The organism is Acidobacteriota bacterium (assembly GCA_022340665.1).
Classification (GTDB): domain Bacteria; phylum Acidobacteriota; class Thermoanaerobaculia; order Thermoanaerobaculales; family Sulfomarinibacteraceae; genus Sulfomarinibacter.
Window position 1 is genome coordinate 1 of sequence record JAJDNM010000072.1, and the last position, 25,190, is coordinate 25,190.

The following is a 25,190-nucleotide window of genomic DNA, read 5'->3' on the forward strand; positions in this document are numbered from 1 at the left end:
ACATGGTTGCCGTCGGGGGAAAAAGCGAGGTCACGGCCCTCGGCCGGACCGACCGTTAAACCCTGCGCAACGAGGTAGCGATACTTGTTCGTGAGCCCCTTTGTAAGGTTTTTGTAGAGACGGCGATCCGGCACACCAAAGATGGCCACATCGACATCGTTCTTGTAGGTGGTGAATGCGGCGACCAAGTCTCCTGAAGGTGAAATCGCCGGCGAGATCTGGTTGGAGTTCACGAACCCCGGCACCCTGAAGCGACGACCGAATTCGCTGGGAACGCCGCGGTCCGCGTAGGGTTCGTATTTTCGCCGCATCCAGGTTCGAAATGCCGCATCGAACTCCTCGGGGTCCATGTTGAGAACCCTGGCAAGAGGGCGTCCGACCTGCCCGCCAAAGTTGCCTCGAAAGGCAAAGACGAAATCGCGAACGACATCCTCCCCCCACTCCTCCTCGATGTACTCGAAGACCTTGTGGCCCCACCTGTAGGCGAGGAACCCGGTTGGTGGGTTGGCGATCGACGCCATTTGCGAGGACATCGCCGCATCGCGCATGTACATCTCGTCGCGCGAGGTTTCGTCGTCCCCGAAATAGGACGCCATGCCCTCCATGAACCACTGCGGGGGGCGCGCATAGATCGCGCGCCCTCGCCTTCCACCGAAGAAGATCTCGTACTGAAAAATGTGTGTGAGCTCGTGCTGTATCAAAGCCTGCAACTCGGCGTCGGGAAGGTCGACCGGTAGGACCATTCTATTGCGAACCGGCGTTGCGAACGCACCCACCCCTTCCGGAATGAAGCCCACTATGACGTTGGTCTGTTCGAACTCAGCATGTGTCGCGTAGATGATCATTGGTATCGGCTTGAGGATCTGAAAGTTCAGCTTCCGAGCAATCTCGTCGTATGAACTTTCGGCGAAGGACGCCACTTTTTCCAGCATCGGTTCGGTACGGTCGTAGTAGGAGATCCGGAAGTGGGGGGTGTCGTAGGTGTACCAGTCGAATCTGTCCCAGCGTACCTTGTTCTTCCCTCCAATATAGGGGTAGTAGGGGTTCAGCTGGGCAGCCGCCGGCAGGGCCGCGAATAGGAATATGATGCATGCCGTGATCCACGATCTCATATCTCACCTCCGCTGGGCGTCATGGTGTACCGTTTGAAACTGACGCAAATCCCATTCCCAGGCTTTGTGCTGCTAATCACTCTTATGTCGATTGACGGCATCTCCTCATCAGTTGGAAAATATGGCTCTTTTGACCTGCACGGCACGCGGCACGAAAACGCCGGTCAGACGGTTCTGCAGAGTGTACAGGTCGGTGAACATGTCGGTATATTCCTCAAGCTTGCGCTCGTTCTTCGGCTGAAAGTCCGTAATCTGTTCGCGATGAGCGACCTCGCCACTGGTGGCGTCAACTACCACCAGCAGAATGTCATAGCTGAATCCGGTCTCTTCCACCATCACCTGGCGAAAGTAGGTTTTTCCGTCCTGAGGTGAGACGTACTCCTCGGTCGTGTAGCCGGCGCGGTCGAGCACCTTGACGTCTATCGAAGCGGCAATCACAAAATCGGCTCCGGTTTCCTCTCCGAGGGCAGTCCAGAAGTCCTCGTCTCCCAGGAGGGCGGACAGGTAGGTTGTCGGCGGCCGAAGATCGTCCCGCTTCGGTAACAGGTGCAGGTGGGCATCTCGTCGGAGGATTTTACGCAGGAAGATCTCGAACTCCCGCGCCGCCGTCATGTCGATCGACTGGACGTTCTCGCCTTCTCTCGGCTCGACCATGATCGGGCCGACGTAGATATTCTCCGATCCGTCGAGCGGGAACTCTGGCTTCAGGTGCAGCTCAATCCGGATTTCGCGGGTACCGGCGCCGCACACGGCGGATACAGCGATGATGATCGCGAGAAGCTCAACGATTCTCTTCTTCATCTTCAGCTCCCTTTTCGGCTTCACCTTCATCCGCATCGCCTTCCGGAATCGCGATATAGGTCGTGTAAAACTCCTGAAATCTCGTGTAATTCCTCTGCAATGCGCTATTTCCAGGATCCAGGGCGAGGCCTTCCTGGTATGTCAGGAGGGCCATCTCATACAAACCGTTGGCCTCCTGCGCTACTGCGATATTGTTGAGAATCCTCGACTGGCTGGGCGTCAACTCGTTGGCATGCTCAAATCGCATCAACGCCTCTTGCCAGTAGCCGCGGCGGGCGGCCTTGAAGCCCCATTCCATCTCGGCCGCGGCCTCCTTGGCGTTTGGATCTCCCGCGACGGCCGTTCCGTAGGTAATGGCAACCGCGACTGCCAGGAATACCCCAATCATCGTCACGCGTTTGAATTTGGGCACCGCTCTCTTCCTCCGATCACTTCATCGAATAATCACAGCGTTTCTCAACCACCCGCCGGATAGTAGCCCGTCAGGGTTCGCACTTTGACTCCCTTGCGATCGACCTCGACCTTGATCTTCCGCAGTACGTCCGGTGGGTCCTCCGAACTGGAGGTGTAGGCGATCAGGTACTGAGTTCTCAACTCCCGATTGATCTCGTCATAGATTCTGTCGAGCTCTGATTTCTCCGACACGAAGAACGACTGCCCTCCGGTCACGTCGGCGAGCTTGCTGATCTGCCACCGTGTGGTGATTTTGGTCGACGGAATCCCGACCCCGACCATGTAAATCGTGACGCCCATTCGCTGCGCATACCCGAGCGCGTCTTCGAAGCTGTTTTTCGAGGCCGTGTCCTCACCGTCGGTCAGCACCACCATCGCCCGCCGGCCACTGACGCCCGAGAACTGGAAGAGACCCATGATGACGGCATCATAAAAGGCCGTCGCGCGGTCCGGATACAACGCCAGCATGGCGTTTTCGATGGTCGCGAAATCGGCGGTGAATCCGGCTAACAGGTCCGGCCGATCGGAAAAAGTCTCGATAAAGGCGCGGTCTCGAGGCCGCAGCAGGTCACTGAGAAAGCCCATCACCACTCGCTGTACGGTCGGCAATGTCTCCTCCATCGACCCCGAGGTGTCGATTACCATCCCCATCCGGACCGGCAGATCACGGTGGAGGGAGAAATGCGAGATGGACTGCTCCACCTTGTTTTCGTACACGGTGAAATCATCCATCGTGAGATCCTCTACCGGGTTGCCGGCCTTGTCGAGAACCGTGATCGGCAGCTCGACCGCGGTGACCTTGACGACGGTACCGAACTCGGGCGTGTTCACGAACTGCAGATCCTCGGCTTGCGCCCCGTCATCCAGAACAGCGAGCGCCCGCAGATATCCGAATTGTTCTCGCGTATTCAAGGTGACCAGCGTTTCGAAAGGCGGCTCGTAGATTGTGTCGAGCAACTCATCGTTCCAGTAGAGCTCCAGTCGGTCGAGCTCGGCGTCGGTTGGCGTGTTGACCTCCGCGGCTACTCGCACCTGGCCTCGCGAACCTTCGCTCGGCGACACCGGCCTCAGGCTCACGTAGAACCGCTCCCTTCCGACGTTCAACGTGTAGCCGTCGCGGGCGATCTCTTCACCCGAGGCGTCATACCCGACGACCGTCACGGTGGTCAGCTTGGGCAACGGTCCGAGGTCGAGATCGATATCGAACGGCGGCCTGTTCTTGGTCAAAATCGCCTCATCGTCGAGCAGAAAGGTCACACGTCTGACCTCTTCGCGTGCGATTGCTTCGAATCTGCAGAGGCCACTGACGGCGTCGCCCTGGGGTCCGAGCAGCCGCAACATCGGTTGTACTTCGGCCTCCTCTTCATCGACCGAGGCGGCGTCGACACCTCCTTCGAGGTGTCCTCCAATGGCTTCGAGCTCCTCATTGGATGGTTCGACGGCTTCCACCACCACGTCATCCTCGTCAATCGCCGCATGCTTGGAGTGAACGTCTTCGACCTTGACGCGAAGGTGGTAGTTACCCGGTCGCACGAGACGTTCCATCGTCAGTCCGACCCGGTCTTCTGCCTGTGGGACCGAGAAAAGGTAACGGAAACGGTCCACCATCACTTCGCCCTCGCTTGTGAGCTCACCAACGACATCGAGTTGGAGCACATCCACGTCGCCCACAGAGTTGGTCCCAAGTCCTTCCGCGTCGACGTCGAGGGCAATGCTGAGTTCCGCCAATCCACCCCGTCCTGCCCGTGTCTCGCTCGAGATGGAGAAATCGAGGGGCTCGGCGTCATCCTCCAGGAGCGCAGAAAACTCCATGAATCGGTGTGATGTGGACTCCAGGCCCTGGTCCCTCTCGGCGGAGCGGAATCTCGTCATCGCCCCCAAGTAGCTCGGATCACTCGACCACGCCGTGACGGCTGCAAGCAGACGCATGGTCACGTCACCATTGGGACAGCGGTACACGGGAGAATCCCACGGACTCTGAACCGCGCCCCAGCCGCCACCACGCTCGCTCGCCGCGGTCCAATCGTTGCGCAGGGCCTCCGTGCCCTCGTACTTGGTCCACAGCCGCCAGTGGCCCATCCCATGGCGCTGATAGAACAGAGCCACGACGTCCTCGCCCAGACCCTCGAGATACGGCCAGATCCAGAACTCCATCTTCTGAAAAATCGACTCACAACGAGGATCGTGGCGCACCGCGGGCGGGCCGTGGATGAGCAGGACCCTCGCCCTGTCCTCGATTGTGTTCCCGAACTCCATCCTGGCCATTTGCAGACGGTCTTCGTACATCCGCCGGAAGGCGACACCGATTCCAGATTCCCTCGACCACAGAGTCCACAGGCGTTCGACGAAGGCGGTCCTCTGTGCCTCGGTCTCCAGGGCCAGAAAGGCGCGCCGCTGGTCCTTGGTAATCAGGGGGTAGACCTCCTCATCCAGCCACACCCGCCAGCGCAAGGGTAGTTCCGCCAGCGCGGCCTTCTCGCCCTGCTTCAACTCCGTCTTGGATTTCTTGTCGGCTCCCGCTTGAAGAGGTAAGCCAAGGAGCACCGTCAAAATCGCGCACACCAGGAGCGGAAAGGTCGCTCTGCTGCCTTGTCTGTGCTTCGCGCCGTTCATATCGAAATGCACCCCCATAGGGTAGCGCGGAATACGCGGGTGTTCAGCCGCAATGCCAACGATCTGCGGGCGCCTTCGCGAGCCTGTTGCGGCACGCCGATTCCGGCCTCATCTATGCAACGTATTCCGCGCCGGTTACCTTTCCTCGTCTCAGGATGTACGGGACCGGAAGCTCAGGGTTCAAATGCGGGAACGGAGCGGTGGCCGAAGATGAGCAGGGACCTGTCGCCCGGATAGACAATCCGACCCGAACTGGGTCGGTGATCAGGTTTGAAGCACGCCAACCTTGAAATCGCGGATCTCGGGCTGCTGGGCAGAAGCGGCAAGTGCACGGGCCAGGATCTGTCGCGTGCGGCGGGGATCGATGATTTCATCCACCCACATCCGGGCCGCGGCGTACCTCGGGTCCATGGCGGCCTGGTAGCGAGCCTGGATTTCGGCGAGGAGCTCCGCCTTTTCCTCTTTGGACACGTCTTCACCTCGGTTCTTGAGCTGAATCGCGAGCAGCGTCTCCGACGCCTGCTGCCCTCCCATCACCGAGATCGACGCCGACGGCCAGGCAAAGAAAAACCTTGCGCCGTACGCGCGTCCGCACATGGCGTAGTTGCCCGCCCCGAAGCTGTTGCCGACGAAGACAGTCAATTTCGGCACCACCGAATTGGCCACTACGTTGACCATTTTGGCGCCGTCCTTGATGATCCCCTCACGCTCCGATTTGGAGCCGACCATGAAACCGGTCACGTCCTGCAGGAACACGATTGGCATGCCTTTCTGGTTCATCATTTCGATGAACCGGGCACCCTTGTCGGCGGCATCGCTGTAGATGACGCCACCAATCTGCATTTCCTTCTGCGAATCCTCGAGGCCGCGCCGGCGATGGACAATCTGGCGTTGATTCGCGACGACGCCAATCGCCCAGCCATCGATCCGACCGGTACCACAGATCAGAGTGCGTCCGTAGGTCGCCTTGTACTCCGTGAACTCGGAGGCGTCGAGTAGCACCGCCAGCAGATTCCTCATGTCGTACGGTCGTGCCCGGTCGACCGGCAGCAGGCCGAGAATATCTTCGGCCGCGACTTCCGGCTCTCTCGGCTCGGCACGATCGAACGGCGCCAACACCGGTCGCGCCAGCTCAGCGATGCGCGTGCGAATGTGATCGATCGCCGAAGCGTCGTCCGGGAATCGATCATCAACGACTCCCGAAATGTCCACCTGAACCGTAGCCCCGCCCAGACTCTGATTGTCGATCTTCTCTCCAATCGCCGCCTGCACAAGATGGGCGCCGGCGAGGAAGATGGTCCCGTTGCCCTCGACGATCAGCGCCTCGTCGGACATGATCGGGAGATAGGCTCCTCCCGCAACACAGGATCCGAGGATCGCTGCAATCTGATAGACGCCCTCGGCCGACAGCCGGGCATTGTTGTAGAAAACCCGGCCAAAATGGTCCCGATCTGGGAAGATCTCGTCCTGCATCGGCAGAAAAACGCCCGCCGAATCGACCAGATAGATCAGCGGCAGCCGGTTTTCCATGGCGATCTCCTGGGCCCTCAAGATCTTCTTGCAGGTCAACGGGAACCATGCTCCAGCCTTGACCGTGGCGTCGTTTGCGACCACCACGCACTCGCGGCCACTCACAGTAGCCAGCCCAACCACGACTCCGGCTGCGGGAGCGCCACCCCATTCGTCGTACAGATCCCACGCTGCGAAGGACCCTACCTCGAGTAGCTCCGTCCCTTCATCGATCAGCGCCTCGATGCGCTCCCGGGCGAGCATCTTGCCCTTCCCCTTCTGCTTTGCCGCGGCGGCCTCACCTCCGCCCTTCGCGATCTCCCCGCGCTGCGCCTCGAGTATGCGGATTTCGTTGCGCCAATGATCGCGATTGGTCTCGAAGGTCACATCCCTGTTCGGCGTCGTGTTGAGGACTTTGGGCATGGAGCATCTCCCCTGAATGGTCATTGTAGCGATGCATCACCAAACCGCCTACGGGGAGACGAGTTTTGAGTTTTGAATTTTGACTTCATATCCATACCCCCGGTATCCGAAGAGGGGGCGGGCGGGAACTCAGAACTCGTAGCTCAACGCTCCGCCTCTGCTACACTCCTCGTCTCTGATGGAGACGGCATGGCCTAGGTGAACCCGACATGCTCGACAACCGCGTCGGGGCGTCGGCGTCTGTCAGCGGGCGGCTGGAGGAAGATGCGAATCAAGGTGCGCACGATTCATCGCGAGGAGCTCCCCGGCATCGCAATCGTCCGGGATGCGGCGGCAGTCGGTCTGGCGGCCTATCCGTCCTCAAGCGGCGCGCTCGATCTGGAGATGGACTCTGATCCTGACCTGCGCCACCTCTTTTCCCATGATCCTGACGGTTTCTTCACGGCCTACCTTGGGGATGAGACCCTCGGTTTTACTGCCGCCCACATGCGATCGGGCCAGTGCATCGTTTCCGAATTGTGGGTGCTTCCCCAGCATCAGGGCCGCGGTGCCGGTCGGGCCCTCCTGTCGCGCGCGCTCTCTTACGGTGAACGGTCAGGCGCGCGCGAGTATCTCGCCCTGGTGCCGCCCGAGGCAGCAATCCAATCGCTGTTGCTCGGCAGCGGATTCAAACCGATCACGCCCGTATATCAATTCTCCCTGCCAGTGAATTCGGCCACGGATCTGGCCCAGGGACTGGCAGCTCTGCTCCCGGGCAAGGATGTCACGACCGACCTGCTAAATCGGCGCGGCCAGGCAGACATTGACCGGATCGATCGCGTGACTCGCAACATCACCCGAGAAGTCGATCACGTTTACTGGCTCAAGGATCGCGGGCTTCGCGCGGCACTCGTGAAACAGGGCGCGCGGATCGCCGCGTATGCCTACGGCGGACCCGAGCAAGTCGGTCCGGTCGCGGGCAGTACTCAGGACGCGGCGCTTTCCGCCCTCGGTTGGGCGATCGAGCTGGCGATCGGTGCTGGTGCATCCGATCAAATCGAGCTGCGGATCCCGGCCCCATTCCGACTGGCTCTCGATGCCCTGCTCGATACCGACGCGCGCTTTCGATCAACCCTTATTCTCTATGGAAAGGGCGCGTCTCTCGCGTTCGATCGATCTCTCTTCGGAAGTCTCAGCCTGCCATGATGAACACGTTGCGCAAGGCCGGCGACGAGCGTCGGCGCCGCGTGCGATACGACGAAGAGCTGAACGAACAGCAATTGGAAGCCGTTATGCACCCGGGCGGGCCGATGCTGGTGCTCGCCGGTGCGGGCACCGGAAAAACCCGAACCCTCGTGTATCGGACCAGCCGACTGATCGAAGACGGCGTGCCTCCAGGTAAGATCCTGCTGCTGACCTTCACCAACAAGGCGGCGAGGGAGATGATGGATCGGGTCGAAGGCCTCGTCGAAAGCGCTACAACCCGCATCACCGGCGGTACGTTTCATTCTGCGGGGCATCGAATTCTCAGACGCTATGCCGAACTGATCGGATACAGCACGCGTTTTTCGATCCTCGACCGTGAAGACTCAACCGACCTGATGGGAGTGGCCCTGGCAGATGTCAGCCCCGACACACCGGTCCGTCGCATGCCTCGCCCGCGCCTGCTGGTCGACCTCTACAGCTTCGTTATCAACACCGGCCACGAGCTGGCAGAAGTCTTGACCAAACGCGCACCCCAATTCCTGGACGAGGCCGAGCTCATCGCCGATGTGTTCAAGCGATATCTGGAGCGCAAGCGCCAGGCGGATCTGATGGATTTTGACGACCTGCTCCTCAACTGGTTGCTGCTGTTGAGCAGGTTTCCGAACGCCCGGGCGGAGCTGCTCGATCGGTTCGACCACATCCTGGTCGACGAGTATCAGGATACCAACCGTCTACAGGCCGACATCGTCGATGCGATGCTCGGCCCGGACCGCAACCTTATGGTCGTGGGAGATGACGCGCAGTCGATCTACGGATTTCGCGGCGCGGACTTCTCGAATATCCTCGGGTTTCCGGATCGGCATCCGGACTGTCGGGTGTTTCGCCTCGAGACGAACTACCGCTCATTCCCTCCCATTCTCGACCTTGCCAACGCGTCAATCGAGCACAACATGAACCAATTCCGAAAGACCCTGCGGCCGGATCGAACAGGCGACACACTGCCAGTCGAAATCGCTGTTCCAACACCCGAGATTCAGGCCAGCCACATTGCCGGCAGCCTCCTGGAACTCCAGGAAGAAGGATTCGATCTCGAGGATATCGCCGTGCTGTATCGCAACCACGCGCACTCTCTCGACCTCCAGGTAGAGCTCACCCGAAGGAACATCCCGTATCGGGTCCGATCGGGACTTCGGTTCTTCGAGCATCGGCACGTCAAGGACGTGCTTGCCCATCTGCGGTATATCGACAATCCGCGTGACGAGATCGCATTTGCCCGCCTCGTCAAGCTGCGCGACGGGTTCGGGCCGCGTCTCGCGGTCCGCGTGTGGGAAAACATCTCTGGTGGGGACGGCCTGAAGCGTCTCTGTTCCCTCGATTCGGCATCACTCGGTCTCCCACGGATCGCCAGAGCTTCCCTGGTGGAGCTGCAATCTCTGGCGAACGAGCTTTCCGAGCCGCGGCTGCTCGCCCAACCGGGAGAGGTCATCCGGCTGGTCGTCGAGTCGTTCTACGCAGCCTGGTCCCGGGCCCATCTCGACAACGCCGGCGCCAGGCTCGAAGATCTCGAACAGCTTGCACTCTTCGCCGACGGATACCCCGACCTCAACACCTTCCTGTCGGAAGTCACGCTGCTCAACGATCTCTCGGGCGAGGATGCCATGGCCGGCCCACCGGACGAGATGGTCACCCTCTCTACCGTCCACCAGGCCAAAGGGATCGAGTGGCGCGCGGTCTTCGTCATCTGGCTGGCGGAGGGGCGGTTCCCATCCTTTCGAGCCGAGGATGAAGAGGAGGAACGGCGCCTGTTCTATGTCGCCGCCACCCGCGCCAGGGACCGCCTTTTCCTCGTCCGGCCGGAAATCGCGCGTGATCGGTATCGTGTGGACACGATCCTCGTTCCCTCCCGTTTTCTGACCGAACTTCCGGCAGAGGTGAGAGAGCTGAAGGCGGTGGCCGAGGAGCGGCCCGCAGACGGTCTCGACGCCCTCCCAGGCGGCGGCCGTTATACCCTGCCGTCGTTCCTCAAAGAACCTTCTGACGACGACGTCAATTGAATTGTCGCCTCTCGATGGCTGCCCGTCGCACCCGGCCGACACGGGTGCTCAGGGCTTGACAACGTCGATTTTAATCATTAGAATATACTTGAATAGTTATTAAGTTAATTATTCATATCATACGTTTCATAGCCGACAAAGGAGAACTCTCATGGCAGTCACGCAACTGACTCAAAAGAATATTGAAGAAACCATCAACAACAACGACATCGTCGTGATCGATTTCTGGGCACCTTGGTGCGGTCCCTGCCAGAACTTCAAACCCATCTTCGAGGATGCGTCCGAACGGCACACGGATGCGGCCTTCGCCTCGTGCAACACCGAAGAGCAGCAGGAGCTGGCCGCGATGTTCCAGATCCGGTCGATCCCGACCCTGGTTGTGTTCCGGGAAGGCGTCGGTATCTTCGGTCAACCGGGCATGTTGCCCGCCGAGGCTCTTGACGAGCTGATGGACAAGGTTCGGGACCTGGACATGGATGAGGTCCGGGCCGAGGTCGAGAAGCAGCAAGAAGACATCGCTGACGCTTGATCCCAAGAGTCGGAGACACCTCCGATCCCGGACTGGTGACGAGAAACGCGCCCCGATTCCCACTGCTGTGGGATCGGGGCGCATCGATTTTCATTCTTAGCGAGGATTCGCATCGACACCTGCCAAGCATCGCACGAGGCAGCACAGTCATGAAATGCGCGGACGAGTATGATGGTCGCCGGAATGGGGAATGGCTGAACCCGAAGCGACTGAAACGGAGCCCAGCCTGGAGACATCGCTGGGGTGGCTTGCGGTCGTTCTCGCCGTTTCCCTCCCCCTCTACCGACCCTGGGTGACCCTTGCGACAACCGCGATCTTCGTTCTATGGATCATCGGAGGACGGCTCAGAAGCTACGCGACCCGACTGAAGGGCCACCGGCTGACCCTCGCTGTCCTGTGCTTCATCGGCCTCAACATCATCTCTCTGCTGTGGTCCAGCGATCCTGCGGCCGGGTTCAGGTACCTCACGAAATATAGGTACCTGCTCCTGATCCCGATGGTCGCGACCGCCGCCAAGCCGATCTACCGCCGATATGCGGTCAATGCTTTCGAACTCGCGGCCGGCGCATCGGTCGTGCTCTCTCTCGGCGTGTACGTCGACCTGCTCCGTATTCGAGATTCCCACCCGGGTAATCCATCGCCAGTCATGGCCCACCTCGACTACGGCCTGCTGCTCGCCCTCGCCGCCCTGCTCATCCTGGCGCGCGTGCTTTACACGGAAATGCCCGTGCTCCGCCGAACCGCCTGGTCCGGTCTCGCCATGCTCGTGATCGTCGGCCTTTTCATCAACATCGGCCGCGCCGGCCAGCTGGCGTTCGTGGGGGGCCTGGCGGTTCTCCTGATTCACTGGATGATCGACCGCTCCATCCGCATCAGAGTCGCCATCGTCGTCGGGACCCTTCTAACCCTCGTCGCGCTATGGTTCGCTCTTCCGACGATTCAGACTCGAGTTCAACAGTCCCGGTCGGATCTCACTGCGGCCCTCGTCCATCATCGCTATGACGGGAATCTCGGCGGACGAGTCGCGGCATTCGTCGTCGCACGGGATGTATTTCGAGAGAATCCCCTCTTTGGAACCGGAGTCGGCGGCAACATGGGGGCGTTTCGAACCGCAATCGATACCCGGTTCCCCCAATTCAAGCCGTCTATCTACTGGTATCCCCACCTTCACAACCAGTACACGCAGATCGCCACCGAACTCGGGTTGGCTGGCCTGATCGCGGTGGCCTGGATCTTTTGGGAACTGATCCGGGTCCCCGACCGACGCCGGGAACTCGATGCGGCGGCCCTCGTCCTGGCGACGGTCTATCTGCTCGGCTTCCTCGGAGAGCCATACTTTCACAAGCAGATCACACTGGTGCTCTTCAGTCTCTTCGCTGGCCTCATCTCGGCTGAACAACTGGATACACAGGGTTCAGCCACCTTATCGACCGAAAGCTGACACTGGTCTGTAGAGCCGCAATCGTCGGCCACGCTACAGGTCGTCCTGTTGGCGCTCCTCGAGATCCTTCAGCCCTTCCCATGTGTTGTTGTCCTCATCGAACTCGGGCAGCACGGGAGGGATACCTCGTTCCTCGTTGACCTGCCAGCCCCACAGAATCGCGAACTTCATGTAGGTGCTATAAGACTGGAGGAGACAGAAAACGATGCCCAAAGCACCATCGAGGATTCCCAGCTGCAGAAAATAGGTGCGAAGAAACCGCCAGGTGGGCCGAAGCAATACCTCGAGAGCGCTCGTTCGGTCACCATCTCGCCAGCACTGGGCTGCGTTCCAGTACCCGTACTTGGCCAACCGAAAGGCGTATTCGTCAAAGCTCCGATCAACCATGTAATGCTCGATCGGGTTGTCGAGAGTCGGCACCTCGCCCGTCGTGTGCAGCACCGAGTGAACGCGGCGATTCTCATAGTAGGCGGCACCCGATTTGAAGAGCCTCGCCACCTGATCATGTTGCCAACCCGAATACCGAATCCGTTTTCCGAGAATATAGACATTGCGGTTCATCATGTAGGCGGTGTGCTCGGGTCCGCCAGCCAGCAGATCCTCGACCTCGGCGCGCAGCCCATCGGTGCATCGCTCGTCGGAATCCAAAAGGAAAATCCAATCATTGGCCACGTGCTGCATCGCCCAGTTCTTCTGAGCGCCAGCGCCATAGTAGTCGCGCTGAAAAAACTTGACCTTTTCGTATCTCTGCGCGATTTCCGGTGTCCGGTCAGAGGAGAATGAATCGACCACTACGATCTCGTCACACCACAGAAGTGATTCAATGCATTCTCCGATATTGTGTTCCTCGTTGAACGAGGTGACGACACCGCTCACCTTCGGCCTCGGGCGGCCGTCTGCGGTCATACTCGTTTCGAGTTCGGAACCCATCGCGTTCACCTCGCGTTTCATCTGCTTCCGGGCAAAAATCGAGACGCGTACTCGGGCCGCGAAATCCTAGCATATTCGGCGTTTCGAGCAATTTAGGGTTATCATGGAGTGATGGCCGACAGCAGGCAACACGTCTTGGTCGTCGGCGCCAACAAGACCGGCCTCGAGCGCGTCGCTCCCCTGCTCCGACGCGCCGAGTTTAGCGTGCATTCGGTCGAACCCTCTCCCTTCCTGCTCGATCTGGTTTTGAGCACCCCTTTCGAGCTCGTGATCGTCGACTATCCGCTCGACACATTGCCCCTGGACGACCTGATCGACACTTTGCGCGACGAAGGATCGGCATGCCGTAACGCCGGTCTGTTGCTACTCGCCGAGCCCGACCTGTTGGAGGACGCCCAGGCGATGGTAGATCTGGGCGCAAACCGAGCCATCTGCTGCGAATGGAGCGAGGCGCGCCTCTGGCAATCAATCGGTGATCTTCTGGAGGTGGCGCCGAGGGTCTTCATGCGGGTTCTGATGCACGCAGAGATCGAGGTCAAGAATCAACGCAATCGGGCGATTTTCCAGACGGTGAACCTGTCGGCCTCTGGAGCACTCCTCCAGGGATCCGACAAGCTCACGCCTGGGGAAACTTTCGAATTCCTATTCCGACTCCCCGGGGGAGGACTGGTCGAGGGCCAGGCGGAGGTCGTGCGTCAGACCAACCCACTTCGGGAGGGCATCGACGGCATCGGAACCCGATTCACCTCGTTCGGGGAAAATTGCGAGGAACGCCTGTTGTCCCACATCGATCGTCAGATCTCGCTTGGCCAGATGAGGTAGGTGTTTCTCGGAGACAATTCGGAACTCGGAAGTCGGAATTCGGAGTTTTCGGCATCCCTGGCGGGTTAGAGATGACCTACCGAGGTTAGCGGACGAGAGTGAGTGACAGCCACGGCCAGTAGGTGATGACCAGCACCGTCAGCAGGAGTATCGCCAAGAATGGCAGGGTCGCGCGGTAAAGCTGAACCACCGGTCTTTCGAATCGGTAGCTGGCAATGAAAAGGTTCATCCCGACCGGCGGCGTACAGTAACCTATCTGCATGTTTGCAAGGAAGATCATGCCCAAGTGGATCGGGTCGACGCCGAAACCCGCCGCGACGGGCAGGATGAGCGGTACCACAATGACGAGGGCGGAAAAGATGTCGAGCATCATCCCGAGAACGAGCAAAAAGATGTTGAGCAGGATCAGGAAGCTCAGCTTGGATGAGATGTGGGCGGTCACCCACTCGAAGAGCTTCATCGGCACCTGTTGGTCGATCATGTAGTTGGTCGATGCGAGGGACACCCCGAGAATGATCAGGATACCCCCGACCAGCACCATCGAGTCCCGCATCACTCGCGGCAGCTCTGCGAGCCGGATGTCGCCGTAAATAAGCACTTCGACGATAAACACATAGACCACGGTCACCGCCGCCGCCTCCGAGACCGCGAAAAAGCCACTGTACACCCCGCCGAGCACGATGATTGGAAGCGGAATCTCCCAGATCGACTCACGCAGCGCCGCCACCGCCTCGCGGCGATCGAACGCCGTCCGCTCGACGCGCTCGCGAACGGATCGTCCCTCGCGCATGCAGTACAGCGATAGCAGCAGGAGCATGAGCAATCCGGGCAGAACCCCGGCCACAAACAGGTCACCTACCGGTTGTTCGGAGATGACGCCGTAGAGGATCAACGGCAGGGAGGGCGCAAAGAGTAGCCCGAGGCTGCCGGATGTTGTGACCAGGCCGAGGTTGAACTGTTCGCGGTAACCGGCGGCCGACAACGCCGGATAGAGCAGAGCGCCCATTGCGATGATCGTGATCCCCGACGCTCCCGTAAACGCGGTGAAGAGGGCGCAAACGAAGAGCGCGACCACGGCGAGGCCGCCCGGCATCCACCCCAGCAAGACGTTGGTGACCCTGACGAGGCGTCGCGGCGCGTCACTCTCACCAAGCAGGTAGCCGGCAAAGGTGAAGAGCGGGATGGCGATCAGGACCGGAATCTCGGACACCCTGAAGATCTCCATCGGCACGACCATGAGGTCGATGTCCGAGCTCGCAAATCCGACCAGAGCGCCCGCCGCGATAATCGCGAACAACGGCGTGCCAAGCACCGCGAGCAGAATCAAGACGATTCCGACGAGGATCACGGTTCGGCCTCCCCGCCAAAGAATTGCCCCCCGTGTCGAATAGCGAAAAGGAGGTACCGCAGAGCTATGACGCCGAAGGCGACCGGCAGGATCACTTCGCAGGCCCAAACTGGCACGGAGGCAATTACAGTCATGCCGGATGCCCGGTCCTCCACGACGAGGCGGACGGCGTTCCAGGCGACAACCGCGGAAACGCCGGAAGTGAAGAGATCCGTGATCACTCGAACACGGGCACGCCACCGTGCCGGAAGAAAACGCGACACGGCATCGATCGATATCTGCTTGTCGGCCCTGGTGGCGACCATCGCGCCTATCATTCCGACCCACAAGACGCTGATTCGCAGCACCGGATCTGCCCAGATGATGGCTCCATCGAAGAGATTTCGGAGGACGATCTGGGAGGCCGAGAGAGCTACCATTGCGGCGAGCAGCGCCACCAGGAGTGCGTCCTCGATGAGCGCCGTCGCCCGAATGAGGCGGGCGACGACGGAGTGCTCAGCCTGTTGCATCCTCAGCCGCCGCCTATTTCGGAGGACCGTTGTGCTCGGTAGGTCTTGACGAGGTTGTCGACCATCGCGATCGTCGCCGGATTGTAATTGCGCTCTTCAACCAGTTGCTTGGTTGCCGTAGCGGCGATCTCGTTCCATTGATCGAGGGTCGCATCCGTCGGATCGACGAACTCGACGCCCTGTTTGGCAAGAGCCTCTCTCGCCTCGGCATTGTCTTTTCTGCTGGCCTCGTCGAGCGCTCGGATCGCCCGTGCCATCAGCTCGCGGACGATCTCCTGGTCTGCGTCGCTGATTCGATGAAAAGCCTTGGTGCTGACGATCGTCGTGCCACAGACATAGGTAATCGGGAGGTCGGTCAGGTATTTGGCCTTGGTGAACCACTGCAATGCGATCGCTCCCACCGGGGGTGCAGCGACGGTGTCGATGAGACCCGTCTGCAAGCCCGTGAGAACGTCCGAGATCGGGAGTGGGACGGGCGACAACCCGGTCGCCTTGGCAATCGCCAGGGACACCGGATCGCCCTGCGGCACCCACGCCTTGCGCCCTCTGAGATCCTCGAATGTCCTCGTCGGTTTTGCCGACAGCAAATAGTTGAAACCTGTTTCAGTGATACCAAACGACAGAAATCCCTTCTTCTCGAGCCCGTCAATCAAAACCTGGTCCATTCGGTCGCGGACGAAATCCACCTCTCCCTCCGAGCGAAAGAGCAGCGGCAGGCTGTATATCTCGAAGTCGGGATTGATTGTGGCTACGCTCGCCGCGAGCACGACGCCGCCTTGTAGTTGGCCGATACGAATCTTGCGCAGCACCGCCGAATCGGTACCCATCGTACCTCCAGGATAGAAGCGAAAGGACACCCGCCCCTCAGTCTGCTCCTCGATTTCTTCGGCAGCCTTCTTCAACTCCTTCATCCACAGAGTCCCGTCAGGGGCCATGGTGGCTATTTTCAAACGAACACCCTGCGCGCCCACCGGCAGTGCGATGAGCAAAGCCAGAATTGCGGCGGACAGAGTTCTGGTAATCGCCATGTGTCAATCTCCAAAATAGTCTTCGGAGGAATCCAACAGGGTTTTCGCTTCCTCCTGGGCCAAAGTGTTGCTCAGGGTCAAGCCCGGCGCTACCGGATCGGCGTGAATCACCTCTTCGCAGAGGCGGTCATGCAACGCGCGGTCAAAAACCAGGCGAGCGTAGTTTTTGGCAAGCAATACCTTGGCCATCAGGTTCCTTCCGTTCGACAGCGCGATCACCTTTTCGAAATCCTCCCGCCCCTGCTCCGGGTTTCCTCCCATCGCCTCCGGTAACAGGGTCGCCAGAATTCCCAGATAGAGAAACGCCGAGCCGTCCTCGAAGGTTTCGTCGAGAGCGACGACCCGCTGCATCATGGCGTCGACCCGGGCCTTGTCGGCCACCGCCGACCAATCATCGGTGTTGGCTTGGATCCAGGCTGCCCAAGCTGCACCCGCGCCGTAGAGGGCCTCGACATTCCCGCGGCCAGTCGATGCAACGACCTTCTCAAATTCGTCGTATGGCGCATCCCAAATGTCGCAGGCGTTCTTCTCGCTCTCGCACCACGCCGCCCACCCGTAGTCGCGCCCTTTTCGCGAGAGCCTCGAGGCCCTGTCAGGTTCCTCGACAAAGGCACCGGCATAGCTCGAGTAGAGTCCGGCTCCCGCGAGCAACAGATCGGTGTTTGTCGGATCTTTCGCAATCAGGCCGTCGATCAGCAACAGGTACGCGGGAGCTCCCTGGCGAACGGTCTCAGGGTCGTTCTGATTGAGAACCGCGTCGGTCAGGCTATCGGCGAGCCCGCTGGTCGCAGAGGTCATCATCGACGAACATCCAAAACTCGACACGGCCATGGCGACAACCACCACCGTCCCAGTCCGCCGAAAATTTATGTTCACCCTTTGAAACACGATCACCTCGTCGCCTTGATGCGAAAGACTCTCGGAATCGCTAACGGTATATGGAGATTTTATCGCTGTCGCGACGTCCTGGCTACCTGGTGCCGAAACCGCCCTTCAATGGGCCATCACCCGTGGGCCGCGAGAACAGGGTTCGAGTTTCGGAGGACTTCACGTTCGTAATCAAGGTGGTACCGTTTCCGCCTCGCACCATTTGCACCGGAACAGCTGAGCGGTATGAGCCGGTCAGCCGGTAAGGCCTGCCGGTGTAAAGGGACAGAATACGCGACACGTAATCGCGGGTTTCGTGATAGGGCGGAATGCCCCGATACTTCGACACCGCGCTCTCTCCCGCGTTGTACGCTGCCAAGGCGAGTTGGAGATTGCCCGAGTATCTATCCACCAGGCGAGAAAACTCCCTGACCCCACCGCGGACATTCAACTCCGGGTCGAACGGGTCGTCCACATCGAGCCGTTCCGCGGTTTCCGGCATCAACTGCATGAGCCCCATGGCGCCGCGACGACTCACGGCGTTCGGGTCGTAACCCGACTCCACCCGAACGAGCGCATCGACGAGCTTCGGATCGACACCGTGCTCCCTGCTGACGCTTCGAACCAGCTGCTTCAGATCGGCGACGTTCATGGCGGTTCGCCCAGCGGGGATTGCCGACGACGACGCGTCAAAGCTGAACGCTGGCACAGCCAGGAACGTGCTCAGCACGAGGATCGAAACCAAACGAGCCACGGTAATATTATGACAGACAACGGCGTTTAAAGGGGTGTTGTTTGCCTTCCGAAGAATCAAAACCACATTCGATTCAACAGTTTGTCGATCTCATGCGCCGAGCGAATGCACCCGAGTCTGCAGTCAGGTCCTTCCGCTTCCACTACCAACGTCTTCTCGACGGCGATAGGGGACTCCTCGCGGAGGACTCCATCCGATCAACCCCTGCGCTGCGAGACTCAGAAGATTTCGATGCCTACGAAGAATCGGGGCGCACCTCGATTCCCGAGGTCGTCATCGTCAAGCTCAACGGCGGACTCGGGACTTCGATGGGCCTCGATCGAGCCAAATCGTTGCTCCCGGTGCGCGACGACCTGAGCTTTCTCGATCTCATCGCCCGCCAAGTCCTGTCGCTTCGCGAGGAGACCGAGTCGGAGATCCCCCTTCTGATGATGAACAGCTTTAGAACCGCAAGAGACACCGACGCGGCACTCGCCAAATACCCTGACCTCGTGCTCGAGGGCATGCCGCTCGGATTCGTCCAGAATATGGTTCCGAAGGTCCTCGAGGACGGGTTGACCCCTGCGGTCCACGACACGCGGCCGCAACTGGGCTGGTGCCCTCCCGGTCACGGTGATTTCTTCACCGCGATCAAGGGCTCTGGAATGCTCGATCTACTCCTGGAACGCGGGGTCCGCTACGCGTTCATCTCGAACGCCGACAACCTTGGTGCAGTGATCAGCCCGTCACTTCTCGGATACATGGTGACGGAGGGAATCGACTTCGTGCTCGAGGCCGCCGACCGTACACCGGCAGACCGCAAGGGAGGACATCTCTGTTCCTTGCCCGACGGCCGCCTGGCACTGAGAGAATCGGCCCAGTGCCCGCCCGGCGACGCAGATTCTTTTCAGGATGTCCAGCGGCATCGGTACTTCAACACCAACAACCTCTGGATTCACCTGCCGACGCTCCAACAACTGCTCGAAGAACACCGAGGTGTCCTGCCACTGCCGACTGTCGTCAACCGCAAGAACCTCGACCCGCGAGACCCTTCGTCGCCTCACGTCTTCCAGCTCGAGACCGTGATGGGAACCGCGATCTCGCTGTTCCCACGCGCCACGGCTGTGCGCGTCGGCCGGCACCGGTTTTCGCCAGTCAAAAACACCAACGACCTGCTCGGGGTGCGTTCAGATGCCTACGGACTCTCGTCCGATGGACGAATCGTTCTTGCTACGGGGCGGATTGCGCCACCGGTCATTCGACTCGACGAGAGATATTTCAAAATGATTGACGCTTTTGACGAGCGGTTTCCGTTCGGTCCTCCGTCCCTCCTTCGTTGCCACAGCTTTTCGGTCGAGGGCGATGTCACGTTTGGCGCCGGAGTGTCGGTGGAAGGCGACGCGGCCGTTCGTGCCACGACCCGCACATCAGTGCCCGACGGCACTCTCATCCGAGACACGGTTGTCCTGTGACGAATTCAAAAGCCGGCTCAATTAGCGGTAAAGAGGGAGAACTCCAGAATGGCTGAAACCGATCCGTCGCGAGAGACCAGGACTATGGCCCAGATCATTGGCGACGCGTTCGTCGAGCTCCAATCGACTCTCGTTTCGTTCGTCAAGGCACCAAAGGCTCTCTGGGGAATCAACATCCCGTACGTCATCGAAGGCCTCGTCTATTTCGGGATTCTGACGATTCTCGGAAAGTACTGTTCGGAGAACGTCGGGTTGAGCGACCTGCACGCAGGCTGGGTGTACTCGGTGGTCACCGCCGGCATCACCTTCGCGATGATGTTTCTTGGCGGAGTGTGCGACAAGATCGGCGTGCCAAAGGCGCTCGCGATTGCCTTCACGGCCTTCGTCGTCGCGCGTGGACTGATTGCGCTCTCGGGCACATTGCCCCTCGGTCAGGGTCTCGGGTCGCCGATGTTCCTGGTCATGGCTCTCGGTCTCTTCCTGTCGATTCTCGCGTACGGCCTCTATCAACCGGCCGCGTATGCCGGGGTGAAGCGATACACGAATCCGAAGACCGCTGCAATGGGCTACGCCGTCGTCTACGCCTTGATGAACCTGGGCGCGTTCCTGTCGGGTTTCATTTCGCCCATGGTTCGCCACCGTTTTGTGGAGGTGTTTCCTCCGAACGGTCTGACCGCCGTGTTCTGGGCCTACACAGCGTTGTGCGCGATCGCACTGGCGATCACCCTGCTGATTCTGACCAGGGCAACGGACGCCGCAGCGGTCGAACGAGTTGCACGCGAAACGGCCGAGCTCACCGACGCCGGGAAGGTCACCGAAGAAAATGAAAGGGATTCCACTGACTCTTCCGGAAACACCAAACCCTCCAACTTGTTGCTTGTCATGCTCGGGTCCGCAACGGCGATCTCGATCGCTGTTGCCGTCGCGGCCACAACTGGCCGCCTCGCGGTGGCGCCGTGGATCACCTACGTCTTGGCCGCCGCCTTGCTGCTCCTGGTGGTCGGCGAATACCTCAGAGTTCGACCGGACCACCCCTTCCGCGACGGCAGATTCAGCTTTCTGATCTTCATCCTGATTCCCGTGCAAACGCTGTTCGCGCACGTTTGGCTGACCATCCCCTACTATCTCGACCGGGCGTTTCGCGGATCGGTAGTTAGTGATTACTTCGAGTTCTTCTCCAATATCAGTCCGGTTCTGATCTTCATCCTCGCGCCGCTGGTCGCCGGTCTGACCGCACGGGTCAACGCCTACACGATCATGATCGTTGGCACCCTGGTCATGGCCTTGCCGACATTTCTGCTCGTGCTCGGCCCGCACCTCGTGTCATTTCTGGCCTTCGTCCTTTTCATGTCTATCGGCGAGGCAATGTGGTCACCACGCTTTCTCCAGTGGATCGCTGAAGTCGCGCCACCCGGCCAGACCGGGCTCTACATGGGCATCGGACAATTCCCTTGGTTTCTCACGAAGTTCGTGACCGGCCTCTACTCGGGTTACTTCGTGGCGAAGTACATCCCGAATCCCGAGACCGGACTGCCGATTCACAGTGAAATCATGTGGTTTATCTACGGAATCATTGCCATGATCTCACCGGTGGCTCTCATCCTCGCTCGAAAATGGATGATGGCGGGAATGAAGGAGAGGCACGAGAGTTCGTAGTGAGAAGCCTTCAGCTGTCAGCTCCCCTAATTACCAAGCGGTGTAACTCACACCAGATGACTGTCACTTGGCAGCTGACAGCTCGCCTGGGGTGTTGACACAGTCAGCCGTCGTTGCTAGATTGACGCTCCCTTCGCTGGGATTCGAGCGGGAGTAACTCAGCGGTAGAGTGCAACCTTGCCAAGGTTGACGTCGCGGGTTCAAATCCCGTCTCCCGCTCCAAAATTCGGAAGACAAACAGCCGGCCTTCGGCCGGTTTTTCATTTTCCTTGTTTTGGAGGAAAAGGTCGGAATGGTCTGCCAACAACGCGTTCTTGACCCTTACAGACATGTGCCCTAGAATCATCGTTCCAGGCGACGTGGCCAAGTGGTAAGGCAGGGGCCTGCAAAGCCCTCATTCCCCGGTTCGAATCCGGGCGTCGCCTCCAATCCCCCCAATCACCCGATGCTCTACGGCTCTGCGGCTCTGTGGCTCTGTGGCTCTGTGGCTCTGTGGCTCTGTGGCTCTACGGGAGGAATCGGGTCTGACGAGAGATTTGTCAAGCGATGTGCCGTTCGGCCGTCGCGCCGTATGGCCGATGGGCTCGGGTGGTTGGGCGGTATATTCGAAATTCGAACATCGAAATTCGAACTTTGATCTCCCCAACCTACTTCTTCTCGGCCACCTTCTTCGACGAGATCTTTTTCTTCGCAGGGGTCTTCTTTTTCGTCGCGGCTTGCTTCGAAGGGGTCTTCTTCGCTGCGGTTTTCTTTGCAGCGGTCTTCTTCGCGGCTGCCTTCTTTTCAGGCGCCGCAGACGCTTTCTCGTCTTTGCTCAACGCCGCAGCAAGCTGGGCACCAAAACCCGTCATTGCGGGTTCAGCGCTTTCGCCAGAATCCATGTGCCTCAGGTACTCCTGCCGCTCCTTCTCGCGAGCGAGTGCTCTGACGGAAAGGCTGATCCTGCGTCGGTTCGGATCGAGTGCCATCAGCTTGAGCGAGATCTTCTCCCCCGGCGAGAAAGCTGTACGTGGGTCGGCATCCTTCTCCAGACCAAGCTCCGAGATCGGGATCAATCCGCTGAGGCCCGGCTCGAGCTCTACGAAGACCCCGAAGTCGGCTCCGTTTTCGACCGTTCCCTCGACCGTCTGGCCTTCCTGGTACCGCATTTCGATCCGATCCCACGGATCCCGGTCCGGCATCTGGCGCAGCGTCAGCCCGATGCGCTGATTGTCGACATCTACGTCTCGCACCCAGCCTCGGACCGGCTCCCCGACCTCGAGCTCGGGCGCATTCAGCTCGAGCCCGGGCGGCAGCTGGCTCACGTGCAGCAACCCGTCCATACCCGGCTCAAGCTGGACGAATACACCAAAATCGGTCTTGCGGACGATCGTTCCTTCGAACCGTCCGCGCGCCTGAAATCGCTCCTCCACCGACGCCCACGGGTTGTCGGTCAGCGCTTTCATGCTGAGAGAAATGCGGTCTTTGTCGCGATCGAGCTCGAGGATCTTGACCCGGACGTTCTGACCAACCTCCAGCTCTTCTCGGGGATGGTTGATCCGGTGATGGGCGATCTCGGTCACGTGGACCAAACCATCGACACCACCGAGGTCAATGAACGCGCCGAAATCGGTCAGTGACCTCACGCGGCCATCGACCTCCGCTCCCGCCTCGAGGTTCGCCCAGGCCTCCTCCTTGCGACGGTCCTTCTCCTCGCGAAGGTGTGCCGCCCGCGAAACAACCAGGCGTTGGCCGTCAGGCTTGTACTCGAGCACCTTGAAAGTGTACGTCTCGCCCAAATGTTGATCGACGTCGTCGGTTCGCACGTCTGAAATATGAGAGATCGGACAGAAACCGCGCACTCCGGAAACAACGACGTCGAAGCCGCCCTTGCGCCGGCCGACAACCTTACCCTCGACCGACTCACCTGACGCCACCGCCTCGTTGAGTTTTTCCTTGAGCTGGGCCTCGAGCGCGAGCCTGCGTGATACGCGAATTTCTTCGCCCGACGAAACCACGACCACCTCGACCGGATCTCCGGTCCCCAGATCGTCGATTTCCTCGCGGTCGAGGACGGCCTCAGACTTTCCGGAAACATCCACCAGCGCGACGTCGCCCTTGATCGCGACAATCACTCCTTCGATGACATCACCGACTTTGAGGGCTTCGGCTTCGAAGCTTTCTCGCAGTGCTTGCTCGAACTCGTTGTAGCTGCTGGAATCGTCGCTCATGGCAGGCCTCGCACGAAGACTTTCCGCGCAAAAGTACACGGGAGGCGGAAATATAGCACATACGGTGAATTGAATTAGGAATTAGAAATGAGGAATCATGAATGCTGCCCACCCTAGCCCGCATTTCTTGTTTGGAATTTCGGATTTCGGATTTCGGATTCCTCGTCCGGCCCCCCGGGAGGATGAGAGGGCGGGTGGAAATTCAAAATGCCGAATTCCTAATTCCTATTTCCTAATTTGCGCTAGCTGGCTTGCCAGACGACCTCTCCACCAACGATCGTCGCCACCGGCCACCCCTTGAGCCGCATTCCCGCAAACGGAGTGTTGTGTGCCCGCGACCTGAAGTTCCCAGGATCGACGGTACGGACCGCGCGGAGATCGAGCACAGTCAGATCGGCGGGCGCGCCCTCGCGCAGGCTCCCACCTGGCAGACCGAATATCTCGGCCGGGCGGGTCGACATCAAGCGCACCAGTTGCGTGAGACCGATGACCCGACCATGCACGAGTCGGTCGAGGGCCAGCGGAACCGCCGTCTCAAGCCCGACGATTCCAAATGGAGCGTCGGCAAAATCGAGCTCCTTCTCGTCGGCATGATGTGGCTCGTGGTCGGACACAATCGCATCCACGGTTCCGTCGTAGATGGCCTGCAGAATTGCCTCCACCTCGGTTGCACTTCTCAGCGGCGGGTTGGTCTTCCAGTTCGGATTGTAGTCCGCACCGGCCACGTCCTCGTCGGTCAGAACGAACTGATGTGCCGCCACCTCGCTGGTCACCGCGAGCTTTCGCTGTTTGGCCGTGCGCACGAGGTCGAGCGCGGTTGGCGTCGAGAGGTGACAGAGGTGAAGCCTGCCACCGGTGAGGTCGGCGAGGAGAACGTCTCGCGCCACCATCACTTCTTCAGCAGAGGTCGGCATTCCGCGCAAGCCTATCCGGGTCGAAACCGCCCCCTCGTGCATCGAGCCACCGTCCGACAGGTCCAGGTCCTCACTGTGGACAGCAACCGGCACATCGAAGCTCCGCGCGTATTCGAGGGCGCGGCGGAAGAGTTGGGCGTTCGCCACCGGCCTCCGGTCATCCGAGACGGCCACCGCCCCGGCTCTCACCATCTCCCCGATCTCGGCCATTTCCACACCGTTCAGGCCAACAGACAGCGCGCCAACCGGATAGATCCGCGCGAGGCCCACCTGCTGGGCCCGTTTGCTGATGAACTCGGTGACTGAGGGATCATCGTTGACCGGGTCGGTGTCTGCCATGCAGCAGACGGCCGTGAAACCGCCCGCCACGGCGGCGCTACTGCCGCTGGCGATCGTTTCCTTGTGCTCGAACCCCGGTTCTCGCAGATGTGCATGGAGATCGATGAACCCAGGGGCCACGACCATCCCGGCGGCATCGAACACCTTGGTCTGGGCCGGTTGGTCGAGCCGCTCTCCGGCAGCGGCCACCACGCCGCCCTCGAGCAGGAGGTCCATACCCTGATCGAGGCCCTGCGAGGGAT

The 25,190-nt window shown here is 60.0% G+C and carries 20 protein-coding genes and 2 tRNA genes; 9 read left to right on the forward strand and 13 right to left on the reverse strand.

Annotated features, from left to right (window positions below; translation table 11 throughout):
* The 5 genes from LJE93_08760 to LJE93_08780 form a co-directional block, all read right to left on the reverse strand.
* Positions 1 to 1,112, reverse strand: a 1,112-nt coding sequence (locus tag LJE93_08760; GenBank protein MCG6948985.1) for a transposase family protein, incomplete at its 3' end; no start/stop codon positions are given.
* A gap of 108 nt (positions 1,113 to 1,220) precedes the next feature.
* A complete protein-coding gene (locus LJE93_08765) occupies positions 1,221 to 1,913 on the reverse strand; it encodes a hypothetical protein (GenBank protein ID MCG6948986.1) in 693 nt (230 codons plus the stop codon).
* A complete protein-coding gene (locus tag LJE93_08770; GenBank protein ID MCG6948987.1) occupies positions 1,894 to 2,325 on the reverse strand; it encodes a hypothetical protein in 432 nt (143 codons plus the stop codon). Before LJE93_08770 ends, LJE93_08765 begins: the two co-directional genes overlap by 20 nt.
* Positions 2,326 to 2,369: 44 nt before the next feature.
* Positions 2,370 to 4,991 (reverse strand): VWA domain-containing protein, encoded by a 2,622-nt coding sequence (locus tag LJE93_08775; protein MCG6948988.1) that lies wholly within the window; start codon positions 4,989 to 4,991, stop codon positions 2,370 to 2,372.
* 252 nt (positions 4,992 to 5,243) lie between these two features.
* Positions 5,244 to 6,911, reverse strand: coding sequence for an acyl-CoA carboxylase subunit beta (locus LJE93_08780; protein ID MCG6948989.1), 1,668 nt, complete (start codon positions 6,909 to 6,911; stop codon positions 5,244 to 5,246).
* Positions 6,912 to 7,175: 264 nt separating this feature from the next.
* Here LJE93_08780 and LJE93_08785 point away from each other — a divergent pair, with 264 nt between their 5' ends.
* From LJE93_08785 to LJE93_08800, 4 genes are all read left to right on the forward strand, one after another.
* A complete protein-coding gene (locus tag LJE93_08785) occupies positions 7,176 to 8,096 on the forward strand; it encodes a GNAT family N-acetyltransferase (GenBank protein MCG6948990.1) in 921 nt (306 codons plus the stop codon).
* Positions 8,093 to 10,150, forward strand: a complete 2,058-nt coding sequence (locus LJE93_08790; GenBank protein ID MCG6948991.1) for an ATP-dependent helicase — start codon at positions 8,093 to 8,095, stop codon at positions 10,148 to 10,150. The genes LJE93_08785 and LJE93_08790 overlap by 4 nt, the downstream gene beginning before the upstream one ends.
* A 151-nt stretch (positions 10,151 to 10,301) precedes the next feature.
* A complete protein-coding gene (gene trxA, locus LJE93_08795) occupies positions 10,302 to 10,679 on the forward strand; it encodes a thioredoxin (GenBank protein ID MCG6948992.1) in 378 nt (125 codons plus the stop codon).
* Between the two features lie 190 nt (positions 10,680 to 10,869).
* Complete coding sequence (locus tag LJE93_08800) at positions 10,870 to 12,120, forward strand: O-antigen ligase family protein (GenBank protein MCG6948993.1); 1,251 nt, start codon at positions 10,870 to 10,872, stop codon at positions 12,118 to 12,120.
* Between the two features lie 33 nt (positions 12,121 to 12,153).
* Here the strand turns inward: LJE93_08800 and LJE93_08805 are convergent, their stop codons facing one another.
* The gene (locus LJE93_08805) at positions 12,154 to 13,071 is read right to left on the reverse strand and encodes a glycosyltransferase family 2 protein (GenBank protein MCG6948994.1); all 918 of its coding nucleotides are present in this window, start codon (positions 13,069 to 13,071) and stop codon (positions 12,154 to 12,156) included.
* A gap of 90 nt (positions 13,072 to 13,161) precedes the next feature.
* On the opposite strand from LJE93_08805, the gene LJE93_08810 reads away from it, so the two are divergent.
* Positions 13,162 to 13,872, forward strand: a complete 711-nt coding sequence (locus LJE93_08810; protein MCG6948995.1) for a PilZ domain-containing protein — start codon at positions 13,162 to 13,164, stop codon at positions 13,870 to 13,872.
* 85 nt (positions 13,873 to 13,957) lie between these two features.
* Here LJE93_08810 and LJE93_08815 read toward each other — a convergent pair whose 3' ends face one another.
* The 5 genes from LJE93_08815 to LJE93_08835 form a co-directional block, all read right to left on the reverse strand.
* The gene (locus LJE93_08815) at positions 13,958 to 15,217 is read right to left on the reverse strand and encodes a TRAP transporter large permease subunit (GenBank protein MCG6948996.1); all 1,260 of its coding nucleotides are present in this window, start codon (positions 15,215 to 15,217) and stop codon (positions 13,958 to 13,960) included.
* Positions 15,217 to 15,729 (reverse strand): TRAP transporter small permease, encoded by a 513-nt coding sequence (locus tag LJE93_08820; GenBank protein ID MCG6948997.1) that lies wholly within the window; start codon positions 15,727 to 15,729, stop codon positions 15,217 to 15,219. The genes LJE93_08815 and LJE93_08820 overlap by 1 nt, the downstream gene beginning before the upstream one ends.
* Positions 15,730 to 15,731: 2 nt before the next feature.
* Entirely contained in the window at positions 15,732 to 16,757 is a 1,026-nt protein-coding gene (dctP, locus tag LJE93_08825) for a TRAP transporter substrate-binding protein DctP (protein ID MCG6948998.1), read from the reverse strand.
* A gap of 3 nt (positions 16,758 to 16,760) precedes the next feature.
* Positions 16,761 to 17,558: a TRAP transporter TatT component family protein gene (locus LJE93_08830; GenBank protein ID MCG6948999.1), complete on the reverse strand. Its 798-nt coding sequence runs from the start codon at positions 17,556 to 17,558 to the stop codon at positions 16,761 to 16,763.
* A 169-nt stretch (positions 17,559 to 17,727) separates the two neighbouring features.
* A complete protein-coding gene (locus LJE93_08835; protein ID MCG6949000.1) occupies positions 17,728 to 18,378 on the reverse strand; it encodes a lytic transglycosylase domain-containing protein in 651 nt (216 codons plus the stop codon).
* A 92-nt stretch (positions 18,379 to 18,470) separates the two neighbouring features.
* On the opposite strand from LJE93_08835, the gene LJE93_08840 reads away from it, so the two are divergent.
* From LJE93_08840 to LJE93_08855, 4 genes are all read left to right on the forward strand, one after another.
* Positions 18,471 to 19,829, forward strand: a complete 1,359-nt coding sequence (locus tag LJE93_08840) for a UTP--glucose-1-phosphate uridylyltransferase (GenBank protein ID MCG6949001.1) — start codon at positions 18,471 to 18,473, stop codon at positions 19,827 to 19,829.
* Between the two features lie 48 nt (positions 19,830 to 19,877).
* The gene (locus LJE93_08845) at positions 19,878 to 21,485 is read left to right on the forward strand and encodes an MFS transporter (protein ID MCG6949002.1); all 1,608 of its coding nucleotides are present in this window, start codon (positions 19,878 to 19,880) and stop codon (positions 21,483 to 21,485) included.
* Positions 21,486 to 21,632: 147 nt separating this feature from the next.
* A tRNA-Gly gene (locus LJE93_08850) sits at positions 21,633 to 21,707 on the forward strand.
* 131 nt (positions 21,708 to 21,838) lie between these two features.
* A tRNA-Cys gene (locus tag LJE93_08855) sits at positions 21,839 to 21,913 on the forward strand.
* A 219-nt stretch (positions 21,914 to 22,132) separates the two neighbouring features.
* Here LJE93_08855 and LJE93_08860 read toward each other — a convergent pair.
* Together LJE93_08860 and LJE93_08865 are read right to left on the reverse strand one after the other, a co-directional pair.
* Positions 22,133 to 23,695 (reverse strand): S1 RNA-binding domain-containing protein, encoded by a 1,563-nt coding sequence (locus tag LJE93_08860; GenBank protein ID MCG6949003.1) that lies wholly within the window; start codon positions 23,693 to 23,695, stop codon positions 22,133 to 22,135.
* A 242-nt stretch (positions 23,696 to 23,937) separates the two neighbouring features.
* Positions 23,938 to 25,164: a dihydroorotase gene (locus LJE93_08865; GenBank protein MCG6949004.1), complete on the reverse strand. Its 1,227-nt coding sequence runs from the start codon at positions 25,162 to 25,164 to the stop codon at positions 23,938 to 23,940.
* Between the last annotated feature and the right edge of the window lie 26 nt (positions 25,165 to 25,190).

Excerpts from the sequence above, each read along its gene's own strand:
- LJE93_08765 (MCG6948986.1), bottom strand. The coding sequence starts at position 1,913 with ATGAAGAAGAGAATCGTTGAGCTTCTCGCGATCATCATCGCTGTATCC.
- LJE93_08860 (MCG6949003.1), bottom strand. The coding sequence starts at position 23,695 with ATGAGCGACGATTCCAGCAGCTACAACGAGTTCGAGCAAGCACTGCGA.
- LJE93_08805 (MCG6948994.1), bottom strand. The coding sequence starts at position 13,071 with ATGAAACGCGAGGTGAACGCGATGGGTTCCGAACTCGAAACGAGTATG.
- LJE93_08780 (MCG6948989.1), bottom strand. The coding sequence starts at position 6,911 with ATGCCCAAAGTCCTCAACACGACGCCGAACAGGGATGTGACCTTCGAG.
- LJE93_08785 (MCG6948990.1), top strand. The coding sequence starts at position 7,176 with ATGCGAATCAAGGTGCGCACGATTCATCGCGAGGAGCTCCCCGGCATC.
- LJE93_08790 (MCG6948991.1), top strand. The coding sequence starts at position 8,093 with ATGATGAACACGTTGCGCAAGGCCGGCGACGAGCGTCGGCGCCGCGTG.
- LJE93_08840 (MCG6949001.1), top strand. The coding sequence starts at position 18,471 with ATGCGCCGAGCGAATGCACCCGAGTCTGCAGTCAGGTCCTTCCGCTTC.
- LJE93_08820 (MCG6948997.1), bottom strand. The coding sequence starts at position 15,729 with ATGCAACAGGCTGAGCACTCCGTCGTCGCCCGCCTCATTCGGGCGACG.
- LJE93_08830 (MCG6948999.1), bottom strand. The coding sequence starts at position 17,558 with ATGATGACCTCTGCGACCAGCGGGCTCGCCGATAGCCTGACCGACGCG.
- LJE93_08865 (MCG6949004.1), bottom strand. The coding sequence starts at position 25,164 with ATGGACCTCCTGCTCGAGGGCGGCGTGGTGGCCGCTGCCGGAGAGCGG.
- dctP (MCG6948998.1), bottom strand. The coding sequence starts at position 16,757 with ATGGCGATTACCAGAACTCTGTCCGCCGCAATTCTGGCTTTGCTCATC.
- LJE93_08800 (MCG6948993.1), top strand. The coding sequence starts at position 10,870 with ATGGCTGAACCCGAAGCGACTGAAACGGAGCCCAGCCTGGAGACATCG.
- LJE93_08845 (MCG6949002.1), top strand. The coding sequence starts at position 19,878 with ATGGCTGAAACCGATCCGTCGCGAGAGACCAGGACTATGGCCCAGATC.
- trxA (MCG6948992.1), top strand. The coding sequence starts at position 10,302 with ATGGCAGTCACGCAACTGACTCAAAAGAATATTGAAGAAACCATCAAC.
- LJE93_08810 (MCG6948995.1), top strand. The coding sequence starts at position 13,162 with ATGGCCGACAGCAGGCAACACGTCTTGGTCGTCGGCGCCAACAAGACC.